This is a genomic window from Streptomyces sp. NBC_01689, assembly GCF_036250675.1.
Classification (GTDB): Bacteria; Actinomycetota; Actinomycetes; order Streptomycetales; family Streptomycetaceae; genus Streptomyces.
Genome location: NZ_CP109592.1, coordinates 3,635,047 through 3,658,476 on the forward strand (window position 1 = coordinate 3,635,047; position 23,430 = coordinate 3,658,476).

General features: G+C 71.8%; 14 protein-coding genes. 11 read left to right on the forward strand and 3 right to left on the reverse strand.

Features of this window, described 5'->3' with window-relative positions; translation table 11 throughout:
• Positions 1-2: 2 nt before the first annotated feature.
• Both OG776_RS15240 and OG776_RS15245 read right to left on the reverse strand, forming a co-directional pair.
• Positions 3-776 carry an ABC transporter permease gene (locus OG776_RS15240; protein ID WP_261994679.1) on the reverse strand — a complete coding sequence of 258 codons (774 nt, stop codon included), beginning with the start codon at positions 774-776 and terminating at the stop codon, positions 3-5.
• A 173-nt stretch (positions 777-949) separates the two neighbouring features.
• Positions 950-1,852: an ABC transporter ATP-binding protein gene (locus tag OG776_RS15245; RefSeq protein ID WP_329321130.1), complete on the reverse strand. Its 903-nt coding sequence runs from the start codon at positions 1,850-1,852 to the stop codon at positions 950-952.
• A gap of 169 nt (positions 1,853-2,021) precedes the next feature.
• Between OG776_RS15245 and OG776_RS15250 the strand changes: the two genes are divergently transcribed.
• The 7 genes from OG776_RS15250 to OG776_RS15280 all read left to right on the forward strand — a co-directional run bounded on the left by OG776_RS15250 (position 2,022) and on the right by OG776_RS15280 (position 13,561).
• Positions 2,022-3,986 (forward strand): ABC transporter ATP-binding protein, encoded by a 1,965-nt coding sequence (locus OG776_RS15250; RefSeq protein WP_329321132.1) that lies wholly within the window; start codon positions 2,022-2,024, stop codon positions 3,984-3,986.
• Positions 3,983-5,896: an ABC transporter ATP-binding protein gene (locus OG776_RS15255; RefSeq protein WP_148010546.1), complete on the forward strand. Its 1,914-nt coding sequence runs from the start codon at positions 3,983-3,985 to the stop codon at positions 5,894-5,896. The genes OG776_RS15250 and OG776_RS15255 overlap by 4 nt, the downstream gene beginning before the upstream one ends.
• A 254-nt stretch (positions 5,897-6,150) precedes the next feature.
• Positions 6,151-7,446: a hypothetical protein gene (locus OG776_RS15260; protein WP_329321134.1), complete on the forward strand. Its 1,296-nt coding sequence runs from the start codon at positions 6,151-6,153 to the stop codon at positions 7,444-7,446.
• Between the two features lie 140 nt (positions 7,447-7,586).
• A complete protein-coding gene (locus OG776_RS15265) occupies positions 7,587-8,564 on the forward strand; it encodes an NAD(P)-dependent alcohol dehydrogenase (protein ID WP_329321136.1) in 978 nt (325 codons plus the stop codon).
• A 404-nt stretch (positions 8,565-8,968) separates the two neighbouring features.
• Positions 8,969-11,011 (forward strand): M4 family metallopeptidase, encoded by a 2,043-nt coding sequence (locus OG776_RS15270; protein WP_187285701.1) that lies wholly within the window; start codon positions 8,969-8,971, stop codon positions 11,009-11,011.
• Between the two features lie 300 nt (positions 11,012-11,311).
• Positions 11,312-12,973, forward strand: a complete 1,662-nt coding sequence (locus OG776_RS15275; protein WP_329321138.1) for a M4 family metallopeptidase — start codon at positions 11,312-11,314, stop codon at positions 12,971-12,973.
• A gap of 69 nt (positions 12,974-13,042) precedes the next feature.
• On the forward strand, positions 13,043-13,561 hold the full coding sequence (locus OG776_RS15280; RefSeq protein WP_148010542.1) for a DUF1990 family protein: 519 nt from the start codon (positions 13,043-13,045) through the stop codon (positions 13,559-13,561).
• A 37-nt stretch (positions 13,562-13,598) separates the two neighbouring features.
• Here the strand turns inward: OG776_RS15280 and OG776_RS15285 are convergent, their stop codons facing one another.
• Positions 13,599-16,217, reverse strand: a complete 2,619-nt coding sequence (locus tag OG776_RS15285) for a glycosyltransferase family 1 protein (RefSeq protein ID WP_329321140.1) — start codon at positions 16,215-16,217, stop codon at positions 13,599-13,601.
• Between the two features lie 384 nt (positions 16,218-16,601).
• Here OG776_RS15285 and OG776_RS15290 point away from each other — a divergent pair, with 384 nt between their 5' ends.
• From OG776_RS15290 to OG776_RS15305, 4 genes are all read left to right on the forward strand, one after another.
• Complete coding sequence (locus OG776_RS15290) at positions 16,602-17,804, forward strand: S8 family peptidase (RefSeq protein WP_148010538.1); 1,203 nt, start codon at positions 16,602-16,604, stop codon at positions 17,802-17,804.
• Between the two features lie 200 nt (positions 17,805-18,004).
• A complete protein-coding gene (locus tag OG776_RS15295) occupies positions 18,005-20,122 on the forward strand; it encodes an alpha-1,4-glucan--maltose-1-phosphate maltosyltransferase (protein ID WP_329321143.1) in 2,118 nt (705 codons plus the stop codon).
• Entirely contained in the window at positions 20,119-21,837 is a 1,719-nt protein-coding gene (gene treS / locus OG776_RS15300; protein WP_329321145.1) for a maltose alpha-D-glucosyltransferase, read from the forward strand. Before OG776_RS15295 ends, treS begins: the two co-directional genes overlap by 4 nt.
• Before the next feature lie 131 nt (positions 21,838-21,968).
• The gene (locus OG776_RS15305; RefSeq protein WP_329321148.1) at positions 21,969-23,405 is read left to right on the forward strand and encodes a maltokinase N-terminal cap-like domain-containing protein; all 1,437 of its coding nucleotides are present in this window, start codon (positions 21,969-21,971) and stop codon (positions 23,403-23,405) included.
• The last annotated feature ends 25 nt before the right edge of the window (positions 23,406-23,430 follow it).

A 23,430-nucleotide genomic window follows, 5' to 3' on the forward strand; every position in this document is an offset into this window, starting at 1 on the left:
CCCTACTCCCAGCGGAACCAGCGCGCGGCGGCGCCGGACAGCAGCACGGTCCACGCCGCGAGGACGCCGAGGTGGGACCAGCCCGGCCAGTCGCCCGCCGCGGCCCGGCCCAGCGCCCGGGCCGCGGCGCCGAACGGTGTGGCCTCGACGACCCGGGCGAGCGCGTGGGGCATGGACTGCACCGGCAGCCAGACACCCGCGCAGAACATCATCGGGAAGAACACCGCGGAGCCCACCGCGTTCGCGATCTTGGAGGTGGCGGAGAGCGCCGAGACGACGGCGCCGAGGGCGAGGGAGCTCGCGACGGCGAGCAGCAGGGCCGCGGCGTAGCCGAGTTCCTGGCGCGGCAGGGTGACCTCGAACGCCAGCCGCCCGACCGCGAGCGAGAGCAGCGCGGAGAGCAGGGCCGCCGCCCCGTGCAGGCCCATCTGTGCCGACAGGAGCGCGGCGGGGCGGACGGGGGTGGTCGACATCCGCCGCAGGACGCCGCGTTCGCGATAGCCGGTGATCACCGGTGGCATGGACTGCACCCCCGCCATGAGCATCGCGATCAGCACCGTCACCGGGACGTACGCGTCGACCAGCCGGATGCCGCCCAGCGAGTCGTCCGCCGTCCGGAAGGAGGGGATCGAGCCGAGGATCACCAGGAGCAGGGTGGGAAAGGCCATCACCCAGAAGAGGGAGCCCGGTTCGCGGCGGAAGAGGCGGGCCTCGGCCCGCAGCACCGCCACGGCGGTCGTACGCCGCGTGGTCGTGGCGGTCGTGGCGGCGGTCACGGTCGCCGCTGTCGTGGCGTTGGTCAGGGTCGTGGCGGTCGAGTCGACTGTGGTGTTCCCCGGGCTCGTCGGGTTCCCGGCGCCCGTCGCGTTCCCCCCGCTCGTTCCGCTCGTTCCGCTCGTCCTGCTCGTCCTGCTCGTCCTGCTCGTCCTGCTCGTCCTGCTCGTCCTGCTCATGATTCCGCTCCCGTCAGATCGAGGAAGGCGTCGTCCAACGTGGCGTCGGTGACGCGGAGTTGATGGGCGGTGATGTGACGGCGGGCGAGCAGGGTGAGGACGGCGTCGACGGTCTCGTCGGTGCCCCCGAGCGTGATCCGGCCGTCCTGGTGCGCGACGGAGGCGAGATGGGGCAGTGCGGCGACCTCCCGCTCGTCCAGGGGCGTCGAAGGAGTGAAACTGATGACGGTGGAACGCGACGCGCGCCGGATCAGTCCGGCCGGGGTGTCGAGCGCGGCCACCCGCCCCCGGTCGACGACCGCGATCCGGTCGCACAGCCGCTGGGCCTCCTCCATGAAGTGGGTGACCAGCAGGACCGTGACTCCGCCGGCCCGGACGTCCTCGATGAGCTCCCAGGTGTCACGACGGGCCCGCGGGTCCAGCCCGGTGGTCAGCTCGTCCAGCACGACCACCCGCGGGTCGCCGACCAGCGCGAGCGCGATGAACAGCCGCTGTTTCTGGCCCCCGCTGAGTTTCCCGAACCGCTCGCCGAGCCGCTCGGTCAGTCCGAGCCGCTCGGCGAGCGGACGCCAGTCGGCCGGGCGCGGGTAGAAGGCGGCGTAGAGCTCCAGCGCCTCGCGCACCGTGAGCTTGGCCTGCAGTTCGCTCTCCTGGAGCTGGGCGCCCAGGACCCGGCTGACGGCCTCGTGGTCGGCGACGGGGTCGAGCCCGGTGACCCTCACCCGGCCCGCGTCGGGGATCCGCAGACCCTCGACGCACTCGACGGTGGTGGTCTTGCCGGCACCGTTGGGGCCGAGGATCCCGAAGATCTCGCCCTCTTCGACGGCGAAGGAGACCCCGTCGACGACGGCCCGCCCGCCGTAGGACTTGCGCAGTGCGCTGACTTCGATGACTGACATGCTCCGAGCATCCCGCCGGGGCCGGGACGGCCACATCGTCCATCGCGCTCGAAGGGGCATCAGCCGATCGGTCGATGCTGCCCTACGACCCCGCGCGCCCCGTGGAACGATTCAGCTCCGGCCAAAACTCGGTGGGCACTGTCAGTGCCGGTCCGTACGCTCGGTCCTGATGTCCACTTCAGATGCAGTGACCACGGACCGTGCCGGAACCAGGGAACACTCGACCGTCAGCAGCCTGCTGCGCCTGTGGCCGTACGTACGGCCGGTGCGTGCGCGGCTGTTCGGCGCGGCCGTGGTCGCGGTCGTGGCGTCCTGTACGGGGCTGGTGATCCCGCTCGTCCTGAAGTGGATGGTGGACGGTCCCGTGACCGACCACGACCCGGCGGGCGTCTGGCTAGGCGCGCTGTACCTCCTGCTGCTCGGGATCGCCGAGGCCGTCCTGTTCGGATTGCGGCGATGGCTGGTGGCCCGCCCGCTGGCGGGGGTCGAGGCGGACATGCGGGCGGACCTCTACCGGCATCTGCAGCGTCTCCCGGTCGCCTTCCACGACCGCTGGGCGTCCGGCCAGTTGCTGTCCCGGGGCACCACCGACCTGATGCTGCTGCGCCAGTTCCTCGCCTTCCCTCTGACGTTCCTCCTGGTCAACGGCGTCACCATCCTGGTCGGCGTCCTCATCATGCTCGACCAGGAGTGGACCCTGGGGCTGGTGCTGCTCGCCCCCGCGCTGCCCGTCATGATCGTCTGCTGGATCTTCGAGCGGCGTTACTCACTGGTCGCGCGGCGGGCCCAGGACCAGGTGGGCGACCTGACGACGGTCGTCGAGGAGAGCGTGCTCGGCATCCGCATCATCAAGGGCTTCGGGCGTCATCGCAGCCAGGCCCGCGCCTTCCGTGAGCTGTCCCGCACCCTGCGCGGCACCGAGCTGGCCAAGGCCCGGCTGCTGGCCTCCATCTGGGCCGTCATCGTCACCCTGCCCGAACTCGCCATCGGTGCCGCCCTGATCCTCGGCACCACGCAGGTCGCCGACGACCGTCTCTCCGCGGGCACGCTGGTCGCCTTCCTCTCCACGGCCCTCGCCCTGCGCTGGCCCGTCGACTCCATCGGCTTCCTCCTCGCGATGAGCCAGGAGGCGGCGACGGCCACGGAGCGGTACTTCGAGGTGATGGACGCGGAGGCGGAGTCCTCGAAACCCCCGAAGTCGTCCGCGTGCTCCGAGGACTCGGCGGACTCGGAGGACTCCGAGTCCGCCGAGCGCTCCGCCACCGCCACGGCCGTCGCCACCGGACGGGACGCGGCTTCCGGCACGGCTTCCGATGCGGCTTCCGGCACGGCTTCCGATGCGGGCGCGGACCCGGAGGCCCTCGCCCGCGCGGACACGGCCCCGGGCGACGGCGGACTCCGGTTCCACGGCGTCCGGTTCCGCTACCCGGACGCCCCCGCGGACTCCCCGCCCGTCCTCGACCGCGTCGACCTGCACATCCGGTCCGGCGAGTCCATGGCCCTGGTCGGCGCGACCGGTACCGGCAAGACCACCCTCACCGCGCTCGTCCCCCGGCTGCACGAGGTGACGTCCGGGCGGATCACGCTGGACGGCGAGGACATCACCGCGATGCCCCGCGAGGAACTCCGCACCCGGGTGGCGGTCGCCTTCGAGGAACCCACGCTCTTCTCGGCGAGTGTCGGCGAGAACGTGCTGATGGGCGCGGAGGACACCGCCGGCGTGGCCGATCTGGAGCGGGCCCTGGCCGTCGCCCAGGCCGACTTCGCGCACGCCCTCCCGCAGGGCACGTCGACACAGGTCGGCGAGCAGGGGCTGAGCCTGTCCGGCGGCCAGCGCCAGCGCCTCGCCCTCGCGAGAGCGGTGGTCGGCCGCCCCCGGTTCCTCGTCCTGGACGATCCCCTGTCGGCGCTGGACGTCCACACCGAGGCCGCGGTGGAGGCCGCGCTGCGTCGCGTCCTGGCCGAGACGACCGCCCTGATCGTGGCCCACCGCCCGTCCACGGTGCTGCTCGCCGACCGCGTCGCCCTGCTCTCCGGCGGCCGCATCACCGCGGTCGGCACCCACCACGAACTGCTGCGTACGAACGCCGAGTACGCCCATCTGATGTCCGGCGACGAGGAGACCGAGCGATGACGGCGCCCACGACCACCGCGCCGGACCGGGAACCCGGCGGGGACTCCCGCGAGGAACCCGCCACCGGATCCGGCACGGACCCCGGCAGCGGCGGCCCGGCGGGGCGGGCCGAACCGCACCAGGACCCCTTCGACCGGGACACCCTGCCCACTCCCCCGGGCGCCACCGCCGGCCTGCTGCGCTCCCTGCTCGCCCCGCTGCGCACCCGCGTCGTGGTGACGGCCGTCCTGCTGCTGCTCCAGCAGGCGGCCGTGCAGGCGGGGCCGCTGCTCGTCGCGTACGCCATCGACCGGGCCGTACCGGCGCTGCGCCGGGGCGACCACGGTCCGCTGGTCGCGGTGGGTGCCGCGTACCTGCTGTGCGCGCTGGTCGCCGGCGGCCTCCAGTACGCCTTCATCGGCGCCTCCGCCCGCGTCAACCAGGACGTGCTGCTGGATCTGCGCGGCCGGATCTTCCGGCACGCGCAGGCGCTCAGTGTCGACTTCCACGAGCGGTACACCTCGGGCCGGCTGATCTCCCGCTCCACGACGGACGTCGAGTCACTGCGTGAGCTGCTCAGCGAGGGCCTGCAGGAACTGATCACGGTCATCCTGTCCTTCGTCTACATCTCGGCGATGCTGCTCTGGCTGGACCTCGGGCTCGGCGCGGTGGCGGTGGCCTCCTTCGTCCCGCTCTACCTCCTCGTACGGGTCTACCGGCGCCGGGCGGGCCGCATCTACCGGCTCCGCTCGACCGCGATCGCCGCCGTCATCGTGAAGTTCGCGGAGACGATGAACGGCATCAGGCCGGTCCGCGCGTTCCGCCGCGAGGCGGTCAACGACGCGGAGTTCCGGGTTCTGAACAAGCGCCACGAGCACACGAACGGCGACGCCCTGCTGGAGATGGCCCGCTATGTCGTCGGCTCGCGTCTGGTCGCCAACACGGCGGTCGCGGCGATCGTGCTGTGGGGCGCGTACCGGGTGGCCTCCGGGTCGCTGGCGCTGGGTGTGCTGGCCGCAGCGGTCCTGTATCTGCGCCGCCTCTACGACCCGATCGACCGGCTGGGCATGTTCCTCAACTCGTACCAGTCCGCGGCGGCCTCCCTGGAGAAGATCGCGGGCCTGCTGGCGCAGACGCCCTCCGTGCCGGAACCCGCCGCCCCGCGGCAGCTGCCCGCCCTCGCCTCCGGACAGCCGGGCCGCGGGGTCGCCTTCGAGGACGTCCGCTTCGCGTACCGGACCGGCGGCGAGGTGCTGCCCGCCTTCTCGCTGGCGCTCCCCGCGGGGCAGACCGTGGCCGTCGTCGGCTCGACCGGCGCGGGCAAGTCCACGCTCGCCAAGCTGCTCGCCCGCTTCTACGACCCGTCGGACGGCCGGGTGCTGCTCGACGGTGTGGACCTGCGCGAGCTGTCCGTGCCGGAGCTGCGGCGCGGAGTGGTGATGGTGACCCAGGAGGCCTTCCTCTTCTCCGGGACGGTCGCCGAGAACATCGCGATCGGCCGCTCCGACGCGAGCCGGGAGGAGATCGAGCGGGCCGCCAAGGCGATCGGCGCCCACGACTTCATCAGCGCGCTGCCCGAGGGATACGACACGGACGTCCGCAAGCGGGGCGGCCGCATCTCCGCCGGTCAGCGCCAACTTGTCGCTTTCGCAAGGGCGTTGCTCGCCGATCCGGCCGTCCTGATCCTCGACGAGGCGACCAGCTCGCTGGACGTCCCCGGCGAGCGGGCCGTGCAGCGCGCGATGCTCACGGTCCTGCGCGGCCGGACGGCGGTGGTCATCGCCCACCGGTTGTCCACGGTGGAGATCGCCGATCGGGTACTGGTCATGGAGCACGGACGGATCGTCGAGGACGGCACTCCGGCCGAACTCGTGGCGTCCACGGGCCGGTTCGCGGACCTGCACCGGGCGTGGCGGGACAGCCTCGTGTGAGAGGGCGGGGACCGGCAGGACGGCGGGACGACCGAACCCGCTGGACGGCCGGGCGCCGGACCCGCCGGGCGCCGGACCCGCCGGGCGGCCGGGCGGCCGGGCGTCGGACCCGGCGGGCCTCGACAGCGACCCCGCCGTCGCCGCCCGTACCGCCACCGGAACCGGCACCACCGGACCCCCGGGGCCGGGCCGTTCCCCAACGGCCGCCGGTCCGGGCCTGGTTGAATGACCGGCCCGCACCAGGAGGGGGAGAGATGGGACTGGAGACGGGCGTCGCCGTGGCGGGGCTGCTGGTGGGAATCGTCGCGGCGGGGTTGGCCTGGGCGCCCCGGCGCCAGGCCGGCCGCGAGCAGGGCATCGCTCTGTTCGTCCGGGTGCGCGGTCATCTCAAAGGCCACCGAGCCGAGTTGAGCACCGCGTGCGCCGAGGCCCAGACCGCTCACCGCGCCGACCGGGAACTGGTGCTGCTGACCCGGCCCGGATGGATCCCGGACCGTCCGCTGCCCCTGGACGCCGTGCGGATGACGCTCCGCGAGTCCCGGCCGGACGAGCAACTCGGCTCCTGCCGCGCGGACCTGGTCCGCTACTGGCCACAGGTGCCCGGGGCGCGCCGCGCGGCGACCTACTCGGCCGCGATCGAGGCGTACGACCGGCCCGGCGTCTGGTTCAACGGGACGTCCTACCGGCTGCTCGACGTGACGCCCCCGCCCGCGGGCCTGCCCGGGGACGGACTCGACCTCGCCTTCGCGCTCGGCCGCTACTTCGACGGCCTCGACACCACCGAACCCCTCGCCTACGAGGAGGCGCTGCGCCATCTCAAGGGCGCCTCCGCGCCGTTGCGGGGCCCGTTCCGGCGCGGGCTCGGCAGTCCCTTCGCCCTGCACGGCCGGGCGGCGCTGCCCGGGGTGAGCACCCTCACGATCAGGGTCGAGAACGGCGGGAGCGGCGGCACGGACGGAGCCGCGGACGGCGGGAGCGACGGCACCGGCGGGGCCTACTTCTTCATGCACCGGCGCGACGCCGGCAGGGTCGCCGTGGCCATGGACACCACCCACGTCGCCCCGGCCGGTGAGTTCCAGCCGCACGCCGACGTCCTGCCGGTCTGGCACTCGGACCTCGACCTGTGGCACAACACCATGCGGGAGTACGCCGAGGAGTTCCTGGCCGCCCCGGACGCCACCGGCGGCGGCGGGGTCACCCTGGACTACGCCCATGACCTGCCGTACGCGCACTTCGCACGCGCGGTGCGGGACGGCCGCGTCCGGGTGCGCTTCCTCGGCCTCGGTCTCGATCCGCTGTCCTGGAAGCCGGAGATCTGCCTGGTGTGCGTGTGGGACGCCGCGGCCTTCGACGAGATCTTCGCGGGGATGGGCGAGCACAACGAGGAGGGCGTGCTGGTGGTCGGCGCCCGGGCGGGCGACGGGTACCGCGGTGTCCCCTTCACCGCCGGGAACGTGCTCGGCTACGCCGGACACGCCTCGACCCTGCCCGCGGGCCGGGCCTGTCTGACGCTGGCGTGGCGGTGGCGCCGCGAGCTCGGCCTGCTCTGAGGCCCCGGCGTCCGGTGCCCCGGGCTCCACCCCGATTCCCCTGCCCCTCCCGCTCGGCTACCGTCGTGGGCGGGGGCGCCCGGCCGCCCGGCGGACCCCTCGCACCGACTCCGCGCGTTCCCGTGTGTCACGGAGGCCCGATGAAGGCGATCGCCCAGGACCGGTACGGCTCCCCCGACGTGCTGGAGCTGCGGGAGCTGGACAGACCGGCGCCCGCCCCGGCCGAGGTTCTCGTCCGGGTGAGCGCGGTGTCGGTCAACGCCTACGACTGGCACCTCATGCGCGGCGACCCCTATCTGGCGCGGCTGACCTTCGGTGTCCGCCGTCCGCGGACCCCGGTGCGTGGCCGGGACTTCGCCGGACGGGTGGAGGCGGTCGGCGCGGACGTGCGGCGACTGCGCCCCGGGGACGAGGTGTTCGGGGAGACCGACGGCGCGTTCGCCCAGTACGTGGTGGCCCACCAGGACGCGGTGGCCGTGAAACCGGACGGGCTGAGCTTCGAGCAGGCCGCCGCGCTGCCGCTCGCCGGGAACACGGCGCTCGTCGGCCTGCGGGACCTGGGACGGGTGACGGCGGGACAACGTGTCCTGGTCAACGGCGCGTCGGGCGGGGTCGGGACCTTCGCCGTACAGATCGCCAAGGCGTACGGCGCGGACGTGACCGCCGTGTGCAGCACACGGAACGTGGACCTGGTCCGCTCGCTCGGCGCGGACCGCGTCGTCGACTACACCCGGGAGGACTTCGCCCGCGTGGGGACGCGTCACGACGTCGTGTTCGACCTGGTCGCGAACCGCTCGCTGACGGACCTGCGGCGCGCGCTCACGCCCACGGGCACGCTCCTGCTGTCCGGCGGGGGTGTCTCCGCGGGCGGCAGTCTGCTCGGGCCGATGCGTCTCATCCTCAAGGGGCGGGCGCTGTCACGCTTCGTCGGCCAGCGGGTGCTCACGTTCTTCGCGGCACCGAGCGGGGCGAACCTGGCCGTGCTGCGGGAGTTCGTCGAATCCGGGAAGGTGACCCCGGTCGTCGACCGGACGTACGGGTCGCTCGGCGAGGTGCCCGACGCGATCCGCTACGTGGAGGGGGAGCACGCCCGCGCGAAGGTCGTCGTCACGGTCTGACGGGGAGCGGCTTCACGAACGCGCCAATCCCTCTCAGGACGGGACCGTTCACCACGTTCCCCACGGCCTCGCACGCGATCACGCCGGCCGGCGTTCCGGCGCGGTCGGAGCCGGTCCGGGTGCACGGCGGGGCACGGGTTCGTATACCGAACATGACCAACCGGAGAACGAGACGATTCCGGCCAAGTTCTTGATGCGGTCCTGACAGAGGGCGAGATCTCCTGCCACTCTTCCCACGGTCGCTCCACAGCAACCTCACAGTGACCTCGCCGTGCCGCGACCGAAGTCCATCGTGCAACTGGTTCTGCGTTCTTCCCTGTTCTGCCCTGTTCTGCCCGGACGGGTACCCACCGCCCGGATCCCCACTGGCCGCGCGAGCCGTGGCCACGCAGAAGGAGTCAGTGTTGAGCAGCATGTCCTCGCACAGACGCACCTCCCACACCGCCCGTCGCCGTGTCGCCGCCGTCGCCCTCGTCGGCGTCTCCGCCCTGCTGGCCGCCGCGGTCCAGTCGGGCGCCGCGAACGCCGCGCCCCAGAAGCCGGTTCCGGGCCGGATCGACCCCGGGGCCGTCGCCCTGAAGCTCACCCCCTCGCAGCGCGCCGAGCTGATCCGCGACGCCGACGCCGCCCGGGTGACCACCGCCAAGGATCTCGGCCTCGGCGCCAAGGAGTCGCTGGTCGCCCGTGACGTCATCAAGGACGCGGACGGCACGGTGCACACGCGCTACGAGCGCACCTACGACGGCCTCCCGGTCCTCGGCGGCGACCTGGTCGTCGACACCGCCAAGTCCGGCCGGACGGAGCGCGTCATCAAGGCGACGGCGGCCACGATCAAGGTCGCCTCCCTCACCCCCTCGGTCGCGGCCGGCACCGCGGAGCGGCAGGCCCTCTCCGCCGCCAAGGCCGACGGGTCGAAGAAGACCGCCGCCGATCGCGCGCCCCGCAAGGTGATCTGGGCGGCGGACGGCAGGCCGACCCTCGCCTACGAGACGGTCGTCGGCGGCTTCCAGGACGACGGCACCCCGAACCAGCTGCACGTCATCACCGACGCGGCCACCGGCAAGAAGCTCTACGAGTACCAGGGCATCGAGACCGGCGTCGGCAACACCCAGTACAGCGGCCAGGTGACCCTGACGACGACGCAGTCGGGCTCCAACTTCACGCTGACGGACGGCGCGCGCGGCGGCCACAAGACGTACAACCTGAACCGGGGTACGTCCGGCACCGGCACGCTGTTCTCGCAGACCAGCGACACCTGGGGCAACGGCACCATCTCCAACGCCGCGACGGCGGGCGCCGACGCGCACTACGGCGCCGCGGAGACCTGGGACTTCTACAAGAACACGTTCAACCGCAGCGGCATCAAGAACAACGGCGTGGGCGCCTACTCCCGGGTCCACTACGGCAACTCGTACGTCAACGCGTTCTGGGACGACAGCTGCTTCTGCATGACGTACGGCGACGGCTCCGGCAACGCGGACCCGCTGACGGCGCTGGACGTGGCGGGCCACGAGATGAGCCACGGCGTCACCTCCAACACCGCGGGCCTCAACTACACCGGTGAGTCGGGCGGCCTGAACGAGGCGACCTCCGACATCTTCGGCACCGGCGTCGAGTTCTACGCCAACAACGCCTCCGACCCCGGTGACTACCTCATCGGCGAGAAGATCGACATCAACGGCGACGGCACCCCGCTGCGCTACATGGACAAGCCCAGCAAGGACGGCGGCTCGGCGGACAACTGGTCCTCCAGCGTCGGCGGCCTGGACGTCCACTACTCCTCGGGCGTCGCCAACCACTTCTTCTACCTGCTGTCCGAGGGCAGTGGCGCGAAGGTGATCAACGGCGTCAGCTACAACTCGCCGACCGGCGACGGCCTGCCCGTCACCGGCATCGGCCGCGACAAGGCCCTGCAGATCTGGTACCGGGCGCTCACCACCAAGTTCACCTCGACCACCAACTACGCGGCGGCCCGCACCGGCACGCTCGCGGCGGCCGGTGAGCTGTACGGCACCACCAGCGCCGAGTACACGGCGGTCGCGAACGCCTGGGCGGCCGTGAAGGTCGGCACGCGCCCCGGCGGCGGCGGTGGCGGCGGTACGTCGTTCGAGAACACGGCCGACGTATCAATTCCGGACAACGGAGCGGCGGTCACCTCCTCGATCGCCGTCACCGGCCGCACCGGCAACGCCCCCTCGAACCTCCAGGTCGACGTGAACATCGTGCACACCTGGCGCGGTGACCTGGTCATCGACCTGGTGGCCCCGGACGGCTCGACGTACCGGCTGAAGAACTTCAGCTCGTCGGACTCGGCGGACAACGTGGTGGCCACCTACACGGTCAACGCGTCCTCCGAAGTCGCCAACGGTACGTGGAAGTTGAAGGTCCAGGACCAGGCGGCGCAGGACACCGGCTACATCAACAGCTGGAAGCTGACCTTCCCGTAGACCGCGGGTGGACACGCACCGAACCACGGGCGCCGCTCCGGTGGATCAACTCCCCCGGGGCGGCGCCCCCTTTACGGTGCCCGGAGTTTGCGTTGCCCCGCCCTTTACCCGTGATCGGGTCCGTATTACGTACAGCGATCTTCATCCAACGGACGCTTTTCGGCCAACCTGAGCTTGCACTCCTGACATGTACGCGCCCTGGATGTCACTCTTCCACCGCACGGCTCACCCGCACCGCAACTTCCCATCGTCCGGAAGGCCACCCCACGGCGTCCGGACGCCCCCACAGAAGGAGCTTGCGTGACTCCCCTCTACGCGCGTCACAAGCGCACCACCCTGGCCATCGCCACCGCTGTCGCCGCCGGAGCCCTGCTCACCACCGGTCTGACCACCGGTGCCTCCGCCCAGTCCGAGCCGCTCGCCGCGGCCGGCCGGGCGAACCTCCCCGGCGCCACGGTCCAGCTGTCCGACGCCGCGCGCACCAGCCTGATCAAGCGGGCCGACGCCGCCGCGCCCGAGACCGCCCAGCAGATAGGCCTCGGTGCCAAGGAGAAACTGGTCGTCAGAGACGTCGTCAAGGACGTCGACGGCACGGTGCACACCCGCTACGAGCGCACGTACAACGGCCTTCCGGTCCTCGGCGGCGACCTGGTCGTCCACGAGTCCAAGGCCGGCCGGACCGAGGGCGTCACCCGGGCCGTGCAGACAGCCATCAAGGTCGCCTCGCTGAAGCCGCAGGTCACCACCGCGAAGGCGGAGAAGCAGGCGCTGACCGCCGCGAAGTCGGCCGGCTCCGCGCAGACCACCGCCGACCGCGCCCCCCGCAAGGTGATCTGGGCCGCCTCCGGCAGGCCGACCCTCGCCTACGAGACGGTCGTCGGCGGTCTCCAGGACGACGGCACCCCGAACGAGCTGCACGTCATCACCGACGCGGCCACCGGCAAGAAGCTCTACGAGTACCAGGGCATCGAGACCGGCACCGGCAAGAGCCTCTACTCGGGCACGGTCACGCTCAGCACCACCAAGTCGGGCACGACCTACAACCTGACGGACGGCACGCGCGGCGGCCACAAGACGTACAACCTCAAGCACGGCACGTCGGGCACCGGCACCCTGTTCACCGACGCCGACGACGTGTGGGGCACCGGCACCGCCTCCAGCTCCACCACGGACCAGACGGCCGCCGCCGACGCCGCGTACGGAGCCCAGGAGACCTGGGACTTCTACAAGAACACCTTCGGCCGCAACGGCATCAAGAACAACGGCGTGGGCGCCTACTCCCGGGTCCACTACGGCAGCTCGTACGTCAACGCGTTCTGGGACGACAGCTGCTTCTGCATGACGTACGGCGACGGCTCCGGGAACACCCACCCGCTGACCTCGCTGGACGTGGCCGGACACGAGATGAGCCACGGTGTCACCTCCAACACCGCGGGCCTCAACTACTCCGGCGAGTCCGGCGGCCTGAACGAGGCGACCTCCGACATCTTCGGCACCGGCGTCGAGTTCTACGCGGCCAACGCCTCCGACCCCGGTGACTACCTCATCGGCGAGAAGATCAACATCAACGGCGACGGCACCCCGCTGCGCTACATGGACAAGCCCAGCAAGGACGGCGGCTCGGCGGACTCCTGGTCCTCCACGGTCGGCAACAAGGACGTGCACTACTCGTCCGGCGTCGCGAACCACTTCTTCTACCTCCTCGCGGAGGGCAGCGGCGCCAAGACCATCAACGGCGTCTCGTACAACTCGCCGACGTCCAACGGCTCCACGGTCACCGGCATCGGCCGCGCCAAGGCGCTGCAGATCTGGTACAAGGCGCTGACCACGTACATGACCTCGACGACGAACTACAAGGCGGCCCGCACCGCGACGCTCTCCGCGGCGTCCGCGCTGTACGGCTCCGGCAGCACGGAGTACGCGACGGTGGCCGCGGCCTGGTCCGCGGTCAACGTGAGCTAGTGATCCGTTAGACGCCAGGGCGGTACCCGGGGAGTGATCGGCTCCGGGTACCGCCCTACGCTGTCCCCCATGGTCTCCCCGGACACTCCCTTCACCTACGAGGACGTGGGCGCGACGCGCGACGGCCGCTGCCCGCCGGGGTTCCGGCCCCTCCACCTCCGCACCCGTATCGGCGAGGGCGAGGACGTCTTCCGCGCCGCCTCCGAAGCCGTCATGACCTGGGCGATGCACCGGGCGATCGGCGCGGCGATATCCGCCACCACCGACCGGGCGGCCGTCGGCACCGACGTCACCGTCGGCCTCGGCCCGATCAAGGCCCCCTGCCGGGTGGTCTGGACGGTCGAGGAGTACCGCCGCGCCGGCTGGGCGTACGGCACCCTGCCCGGCCACCCCGAGTGCGGCGAGGAGGCCTTCGTGGTCGACCGCACCGGCGACGGCACGGTCTGGCTGACCGTGACCGCCTTCAGCCGTGCGGCCAAGTGGTACACCCGCGCGGCCGGGCCGGCGGCCCGCGGCCTCCAGCACGCGTACGCGCGCCGCTGCGGTCAGGCCCTGCGCCGCCTGTGCGCGGGGCTCGACCCGGTCTGACGGCGGCGCGGAGACCCGGGTCCCGGTGCGCGCGGGCTCAGCGCATCAGGACCCCGGCCGCCTCCCCCGCCTCCTCCGCGGGCACCGCCACGACGCCCACCTCGGCGCCCGACGCGAGCAGCCGGTGCGTGGGCAGGATGCGGACCGTGTAGCCGAAGGGTCCCGTGCGGTCGAGCGAGAGCGGGCCCTCGTACACCCACCGCCCCTCCAGGTCGGGGCCGCCCGCCGGCTTGAGCGGGACACAGGTCGCGTCCGCGATCCGGTCCTGCGAGTCGACGCGCCCGGAGACCGCCTGCACCTCGACGTCGTCGGGGGCCAGGTCGGCGAGCGCGACCCGGACCCGCAGGGTGAGGGTGGTGCCGAGTTCGGCGCTGGTCGTGGCGGCGGATGCCTCCACGTGGTCGACCGCGACCCGGGGCCAGGCGGCCCGGACCCGGGCCTTCCAGGCCGCCAGCTCACGCGCCGCCTCCGCGGAGAGCGCGCGGTGCGAGCGGGCCGCGGGGGTGTAAAGGCGCTCCACGTACTCGCGCACCATCCGCCCGGCCAGGACCTTCGGGCCGAGGTGGGTCAGCGTCTGGCGGACCATCTCGATCCAGCGGTCCGGCAGACCGCCCCGGCCCCGCTCGTAGAAGCGGGGGGCGACGCGCTTCTCCAGCAGGTCGTAGAGCGCGGCCGCCTCCAGGTCGTCGCGCCGGTCGTCGTCGGTCGCCGTGCCGTCGGCGGTCGGGATCGCCCAGCCGAAGTCCGGGCGGAACCACTCGTCCCACCAGCCGTCCAGGACCGAGAGGTTGAGGCAGCCGTTGAGCGCCGCCTTCATCCCGCTCGTCCCGCACGCCTCCAGCGGGCGCAGCGGGTTGTTGAGCCAGATGTCGCAGCCCGGGTAGAGCTTCTGCGCCATCGCCATGCCGTAGTCCGGCAGGAACACGATCCGGTGGCGCACCCGCGGGTCGTCCGCGAACCGGACCAGTTCCTGCACCAGGCGCTTGCCGCCGTCGTCCGCGGGGTGCGCCTTGCCCGCCACCACGATCTGGACCGGCCGCTCGGCGTGCAGCAGCAGGTCCATCAGCCGGTCCCGGTCCCGCAGCATCAGCGTGAGCCGTTTGTAGGAGGGGACGCGGCGCGCGAAGCCGACGGTCAGCACGTCGGGGTCCAGCACCCCGTCGATCCACCCGAGTTCGGCGGTCCCGGCGCCGCGCTGGCGCCAGGAGGCGTGCAGCCGTTCACGGACCTCGGCCACCAGTTGTTCCCGCAGCACCCGGCGAAGGTCCCAGATCTCCTGGTCGGCGATGTCCGCCACCGCGTCCCACCGGTCCGAGCCGCCGACCGTGAGCGCGTCCTCGGTGCGCTGCGCGCCGATCTGCCGGGCGCCGAGCCTGAAGACCTCCGGCGCCACCCAGGTCGGGGCGTGCACACCGTTGGTCACCGAGGTGATCGGGACCTCGTCCGGGTCGAATCCCGGCCACAGACCGGAGAACATCTCCCGGCTGACGTGACCGTGCAGCAGGGAGACGCCGTTGGCGCGCTGTCCCAGCCTGAGGCCCATCACCGCCATGTTGAAGAGGTTCGGCTCGCCCCCCGGATAGGTCTCCATGCCGAGGCCGAGGATCCGCTCGACGTCGATGCCGGGGAGTTCGGCGTCGGGGCCGAAGTGGTGCGCCACCAGTTCGCGGTCGAAGCGGTCTATGCCGGCCGGGACGGGGGTGTGGGTGGTGAAGACCGTTCCGGCCCGCACCGCCTCCAGCGAGGCGTCGAAGTCGAGTCCGGTCTCGGCGAGTTCGGCGATCCGCTCCAGGCCGAGGAAGCCCGCGTGGCCCTCGTTGGTGTGGAACACCTCGGGCTCCGCGTGGCCGGTGAGGCGACAGTACGTCCGCACGGCGCGCACGCCGCCTATGCCGAGCAGCATCTCTTGGAGCAGGCGGTGTTCGCTGCCGCCGCCGTACAGCCGGTCGGTGACCCCGCGCTCGCCGAAGTCGTTCTCCTCGACGTCGGAGTCCAGCATCAGCAGGGGCACCCGGCCGACCTGGGCCAGCCAGATCCGCGCCCGCAGCGCCCGCCCGCCGGGAAGGGCCAGCGCCACCTGGGCGGGGGTGCCGTCGGTCTCGCGCAGCGGGACCAGCGGGAGTTCGTTCGGGTCCAGCAGCGGATAGTGCTCCTGCTGCCAGCCGTCCCGGGACAGCGACTGCCGGAAGTAGCCGTGCCGGTAGAGCAGTCCGACCCCGATCAGGGGTACGCCGAGGTCGCTCGCGGCCTTCAGATGGTCGCCGGCGAGGATGCCGAGGCCCCCGGAGTACTGCGGGAGCGCGGCGGTGATACCGAACTCGGGTGAGAAGTAGGCGATGGCGGCGGGGAGTTCGGACGACTGGGTCTGGTACCAGCGCTCTCCGGTCAGATAGTCCCGCAGGTCGTCGGCGACCGCGGCGAGCCGGCGCAGGAAGCGGCGGTCCTCCGCGAGTTCCGCCAGCCGCCGGGGCGGCACGCCACCCAGCAGCCGTACGGGGTCGCCGTCCGACGCGGACCAGTGCTCGGGGTCGACGGACTGGAAGAGGTCGCGGGTCTCGGCATGCCAGGACCAGCGCAGATTGCGCGCCAGGTCGCTGAGCGGATGGAGGGCTTCGGGCAGTACGGGCCGGACGGTGAATCTGCGGATTGCCTTCACGAGTTCCACCTTCACGAAGGACGTAAACGGCAGGACGTACGCGGCCGAGGGACGCACGTCCTTGTGCGCCCTTCGTCATCCACGACGTTAGCGGCGAGAGCACCTCCGCAACTACGGCGCACGGGGGGAACTCCGGCGTGGACGGCCCGGGGGTCCGGCTCCGGACGTCCTCTTGACAAGGCCTTGGGCATCCCGGTGGATTCGGCGGGAACTCTCCGCAACCTTCACCTGTACCCCACGACTGATATGGCCGATTCCGCACTCATGGGCGGCCTTGTGGTGCTTCACACCGCACGAGAGGCTGCCAGGTGGCGTGCGGCGGACCGCGGCCCACAGCGGTCGGCCCGGTCCGCGCACACCGAGTCGAGGAGGGGAACCCACGTCATGGCACGGACCAGACAGCGGCGTCCGCACCGGGCCGGGGGCCTGGTCGCGGCCGTGACGGCAGCGGTGCTTCCGGCCGTCGCACCGCCGGCGCACGCCGCGGCGGAGGACCGGCCGGACGGCGTCGGCGCCTCCGGTGCCGCCGCCGGAAGCTACATCGTGACGCTCAGGGTGAGTACCCGGGCTCCGTCCCCCGAGGGGAAGGGGATCGCCGAGAAATACGGAGCGAGAATCAGCCACACGTACGGCACCGCGCTCAACGGCTACGCCGTACGGGCCGGTGCACGGCAGGCCCGCCGGCTCGCGGCGGACCCCCGGGTGGCCTCGGTCGTCCCGGACACCCGGGTGCGGCTCGACCGGGCCGGGACGAACCCGCCGTCCTGGGGCCTGGACCGGATCGACCAGTCCGGCCTGCCGCTCGACCGCAGGTACGCCGCACCGGCGTCGGCCGGCGCGGGCGTGACCGTCTACGTCATCGACACCGGTGTCCGGATCACGCACCGGGACTTCGGCGGCCGGGCCCGCTACGGCTGGGACTTCGTGGGGGACGACCGGAGCGCGGGCGACGGCAACGGGCACGGCACGCATGTCGCGGCCACCGTCGCCGGGGCGGCGTACGGCGTCGCGCGAAAGGCCCGGGTCGTCGCCGTCCGGGTGCTCGGCGACGACGGCTCCGGCACCACCGCGCAGGTGATCGCGGGTGTCGACTGGGTGACCCGGCACGCGCACCGGCCCGCGGTCGCCAATCTGAGCCTGGGCGGAAAGGCCAACGCCCAACTGGACGCGGCCGTACGCAACTCCATCGCCTCCGGTGTGACCTATGCGGTCGCCGCGGGCAACGGCGGACAACCGGCCGATCTGCGTTCGCCCGCCCGCGTCCCCCAGGCCCTCACCGTCGGCGCGGTCGACCGGACCGACACCCGGGCGCGTTTCTCCGACTACGGCGCCTCGCTCGACCTCTTCGCCCCCGGCGTGGCGATCACCTCCGCCTCCTACCGGAGCGACACCGGGAGGGCGACCCTCTCCGGCACGTCGATGGCGAGTCCGCACGTCGCGGGCGCCGCGGCGCTCTATCTGGCCGACCACCGCCGGGCGACACCGGCCCAGGTGGGCAGGGCTCTCGTGCGCCGCGCGGTGTCCGGAAAGGTCGCCGGCGCAGGACCGGGGTCGCCCAACAGGCTCCTGCGGGTAGACGGTCCCTAGGGACCCGTCCGGGGAGACGGGAACCCGCCCCGTCCACGCCGGACGCGGCCGGTTCTGTACGCGGACACAGGCGTAAGGAGTTAACAAAGCGTCGGATTGCCCACCCGAACAGGGTGGGAAGGCTCCTGCGGTACAGCCCGCAGGCCCCACCTCCCCACACCCTCATCCGCCCACCCACGTTGACGCGGACAGGAGCGGTCATGCCCGCCACGCACCACACGTCGCCACCCTCGACGACCCACTCCGACACATCACCCCCACGCGCGGCCGACACCGTTCCCGGTGTCCCGGAGAAACCCTCCGCGGACCTCCGTACCGGCGTCGGACGCATCCCCGTCCTCGACGTACGTCCCCTGGTCCTCCAGGGCCGTCGGCCGGCCAAGGCGGTGGTCGGCGAGGCCGTCGAGATCTCCGCCACGGTCTTCCGCGAGGGCCACGACGCGGTCGCCGCCAACGTCGTCCTGAAGGATCCCCGCGGCCGGACCGGGCCCTGGACCCCGATGCGCGAGCTGGCCCCGGGCACCGACCGCTGGGGCGCCACGGTGTCCGCGGACCGGACGGGCCGCTGGACGTACACCGTGGAGGCGTGGAGCGATCCGGTCTCCACCTGGCGCCACCACGCCGGAATCAAGATCCCCGCCGGCATCGACACCGAACTGGTGCTGGAGGAGGGCGCGCGACTGTACGAGCGGGCGGCCGCCGACGTGCCCGCGGGCCGGGCCGGAAGAGACGTCGTGCTCGCCGCGGCGGACGCGCTGCGTGACACCGGCAGGTCCGCCGCGGCCCGCCTCGCCGCCGCCCGCACCCCCGAGGTGGACCGGCTGCTCGCCCGCCATCCGCTGCGCGAACTCCTGACGTCCTCCGAGCCGTTGCCGCTGCTCGTGGAGCGCGAGCGGGCGCTGTTCGGGTCCTGGTACGAGTTCTTCCCGCGCTCGGAGAGCGGGCAGCTGGACCCGCCGGTGCACGGCACCTTCCGCACCGCCGCCGAACGCCTGCCCGCCATCGCGGAGATGGGCTTCGACGTCGTCTACCTGCCACCGATCCATCCCATCGGGACGACCTTCCGCAAGGGACCCGACAACAGTCTCTCGGCGAGCCGTCAGGACGTCGGGGTGCCCTGGGCGATCGGCTCGCCCGAGGGCGGCCACGACGCGGTCCACCCCGACCTCGGGACCATCGACGACTTCGACGCGTTCGTCCGCCGGGCGGCGGACCTGCGCCTGGAGATCGCCCTCGACTTCGCGCTCCAGTGCTCCCCCGACCATCCGTGGGTGGAGAAGCACCCGGAGTGGTTCCGGCACCGCGCCGACGGCACGATCGCGTACGCGGAGAACCCGCCGAAGAAGTACCAGGACATCTACCCCATCGCCTTCGACGAGGACATGCCGGGACTGGTCCGGGAGACGCTGCGGGTGCTGCGTTTCTGGATGGACCACGGGGTCCGGATCTTCCGCGTGGACAACCCGCACACCAAGCCGGTCGCCTTCTGGGAGGAGGTCATCGCCGAGATCAACCGCGGGGACCCGGACGTGATCTTCCTCGCCGAGGCGTTCACCCGGCCCGCGATGATGCGCACCCTCGGGGCGATCGGCTTCCAGCAGTCGTACACGTACTTCACCTGGCGCAACACCAAGCAGGAGCTGACCGACTACCTCACCGAGCTGTCCGGCGAGTCGGCCGCGTCCATGCGGCCCAACCTGTTCGTCAACACCCCCGACATCCTGCACGAGTTCCTTCAGCTCGGCGGGCGTCCGGCCTTCGAACTGCGGGCGGTGCTCGCCGCCACGCTGTCGCCGACCTGGGGCGTCTACAGCGGTTTCGAGCTGTGCGAGAGCACCCCGCTGCGCAAGGGGAGCGAAGAATACCTGAACTCGGAGAAGTACCAACTGCGTCCGCGTGACTGGGAGTCGGCGGAGCGTGACGGACATAGCATCGCGCCGTTGCTGGGTGCGCTCAACGCGATCAGGCGGAGCAGTCCGGCGCTGCGGCAACTGCGCGACCTGCACTTCCACCACACGGACAAGGAGGCGGTGATCGCCTACTCGAAGTCCGTCACGGACACCCGCGGATCGAACACGGTTGTGGTGGTGGTCAACCTCGACCCCCACCACACCCAGGAGGCCACGGTCTCGTTGGACATGCCGCAACTCGGCCTGGAATGGCACGAGTCCGTGCCGGTGCGCGACGAGCTCACCGGCGAGACCTACCACTGGGGCAGGGCCAACTATGTGCGTCTCGAGCCGGGACACAGGCCCGCGCACATCCTCACCGTCCTGCGACCGTCCTCACCGCACATCGGAGGGTCACCCACCACATGATCATCAACGAGCCCGTACCGGACACCTTCGAGGACACTCCGGCCAAGGACCGCGACCCCGAATGGTTCAAACGCGCCGTCTTCTACGAGGTCCTGGTCCGCTCCTTCCAGGACAGCAACGGCGACGGCGTCGGTGACCTCAAGGGCCTCACCGCCAAGCTCGACTACCTGCAATGGCTCGGCGTCGACTGCCTCTGGCTGCCCCCGTTCTTCAAGTCCCCCCTGCGCGACGGCGGCTACGACGTCTCCGACTACACCGCCGTCCTGCCCGAGTTCGGCGACCTCGCCGACTTCGTCGAGTTCGTCGACGCCGCCCACCAACGCGGCATGCGCGTCATCATCGACTTCGTCATGAACCACACCAGCGACCAGCACCCGTGGTTCCAGGAGTCCCGCGCCCACCCCGACGGACCCTACGGCGACTACTACGTCTGGGCCGACGACGACAAGCAGTACCAGGACGCCCGGATCATCTTCGTCGACACCGAGGCCTCCAACTGGACCTTCGACCCGGTCCGCAAGCAGTACTACTGGCACCGCTTCTTCTCCCACCAGCCCGACCTCAACTACGAGAACCCCGCCGTGCAGGAAGAGATCGTCTCCGCGCTGCGGTTCTGGCTGGATCTGGGGATCGACGGCTTCCGGCTGGACGCGGTCCCGTACCTGTACCAGGTCGAGGGAACGAACTGCGAAAACCTTCCTGCCACGCACGAGTTCCTGAAGCGGGTCCGCAAGGAGATCGACACGCACTACCCGGACACGGTGCTGCTGGCCGAGGCGAACCAGTGGCCCGAGGACGTCGTCGACTACTTCGGCGACTTCCCCTCCGGCGGCGACGAATGCCACATGGCGTTCCACTTCCCCGTCATGCCCCGCATCTTCATGGCCGTACGCCGCGAGTCCCGCTACCCCGTCTCCGAGATCCTCGCCAAGACCCCCGCGATCCCCAGCAACTGCCAGTGGGGCATCTTCCTGCGCAACCACGACGAGCTCACCCTCGAAATGGTCACCGACGAAGAACGCGACTACATGTACGCGGAGTACGCCAAGGACCCGCGCATGCGCGCCAACATCGGCATCCGCCGCCGCCTGGCCCCCCTCCTCGACAACGACCGCAACCAGATCGAACTCTTCACCGCCCTGCTCCTGTCCCTGCCCGGCAGCCCGATCCTCTACTACGGCGACGAGATCGGCATGGGCGACAACATCTGGCTCGGCGACCGCGACGCCGTCCGCACCCCCATGCAGTGGACCCCCGACCGCAACGCCGGATTCTCCTCCAGCGACCCCGGCCGCCTCTTCCTCCCCACGATCATGGACCCCGTCTACGGCTACCAGGTCACCAACGTCGAAGCGTCCATGTCCTCCCCCTCGTCACTGCTGCACTGGACCCGCCGCATGATCGAGATCCGCAAACAGAACAAGGCCTTCGGCCTCGGCTCCTACACCGAACTCCCCTCCTCCAACCCCGCCGTCCTCGCCTTCCTGCGGGAGGCCCCCTCCACGGAGGACGACGAGGACGACCTGGTCCTGTGCGTGCACAACTTCTCGCGCTTCGCCCAGCCCACCGAACTCGACCTCCGCGCCTTCAACGGCCGCCACCCCGTCGAGCTCATCGGCGGCGTCCGCTTCCCCGCCATCGGTGAACTCCCCTATCTCCTCACCCTCGCAGGTCACGGCTTCTACTGGTTCCGGCTCCGCAAGGACGCCGTGTAGAAGCGGGGCGGGGCGGTTTCCCCCGTCCCGCCCTGGGCACCCATCAGTAACACCCCCGACTCGCCCGGACTCCGGGTCCCTGGGTCCTCGGGTCTCCCGTCCCCCGGTCCCTGGGGAAAGGACGCGACGCCATGTCGGAAGCCGCCACGCACCCTGCCACGGAACCCGTCGCACGCCCCGAGCTGCTCGCGTCGCTCGACCCGCTGCTGCGGGAGTGGCTGCCACGCCAGCGCTGGTTCGCGGGCAAGGGACGCCCGGTCACCGGATTCTCCCTGGTGACGGCCAATGAGTTACTGCCGACGTCCGGTCAGCTGGGCCTGCTCCACCTCCTGGTACGGGCGCACCAGCCGGCCACCCCCGCCCAGGGCTCCACCCCCCGGCAGGGCGACTGCTACCAGTTGCTGATCGGCGTGCGCGAGGCCCTGCCCCCGCATCTCGCGCCCGCGCTGATCGGGCACGTGGAGGAAGGCCCGCTGGCCGGGCGCACCGTCTACGAGGCGCTGCACGACCCCCGCCCGGCCGACGTGCTCCTGGAGGCGCTGCGCACCCGGGCCCGGATCGGCGAACTCCGCTTCGAGCGCGACCACCGTCAGCAGATCCCGAGCGGGCTGACGCCCCGGCTGGTGACCTCCGAGCAGTCCAACTCCTCCCTCGTCTATGGAGATACGTTCATCCTCAAGCTGTTGCGCCGCATCGTGCCCGGCGTCAACCCCGACCTGGAACTGCCGCGCGTACTCGCGCGGGAGAACTGCCCCCGGGTCCCCGCGCCCACGGCGTGGATGACCGCGGACCTCAGAGACGCCCGGAATCCGGCGGCCGGTGAGACCTACGTCCTCGGCGTGCTGCAGCCCTTCGTCCGGGGCGCGACGGACGGCTGGGAGCTGGCGCTGCACGGACTGGCCAAGGGCGAGGACTTCGGCGCCGAGGCGCGGGCCCTGGGCCGGGCCACGGCCGAGGTGCACACCGCGCTCGCCCGCGCGCTGCCCACGACCACCCTGGGCCATGTACAGATGGAGTTGCTTGTCGACGGGATGACCGAGCGGCTGGCCGCGGCGGCCCAGGCGGTGCCCGCGCTGCGCCCCTACGCGCCCGGTCTGCGGACCGCCTTCGAGGCGCTGGGGGACCTGGCCGCCGAGGGACGGACCTGGACCGCGCAGCGCGTCCACGGGGATCTGCACCTCGGCCAGTGCCTGCGGTCCCCCACCGGCGAGTGGTCGCTCATAGACTTCGAGGGCGAGCCGTCCAAGCCGCTGGCCGAACGCCGGATGCCGCAGCCACCGCTGCGGGACGTGGCCGGGATGCTCCGCTCCTTCGACTACGCGGCCCGCTCTAATCCCCGGACCGCCGGCCCCGCCCCCACCGTCTCCGACTGGGCGGACATCTGCCGGGCCGCCTTCTGCGCCGGTTACGCGGAGGCCGCCGGACGCGATCCGCGCACCGACCCCGTCCTGCTGCGCGCGTACGAGACGGACAAGGCGGTCTACGAGGTCGTCTACGAGGCCCGGCACCGGCCCGACTGGCTGCCCGTGCCGATGGCGGCGGTGGGCCGGCTCGCCGCGTCCCCCTGACGTTTCCCGATCACCCTCGCCGAGG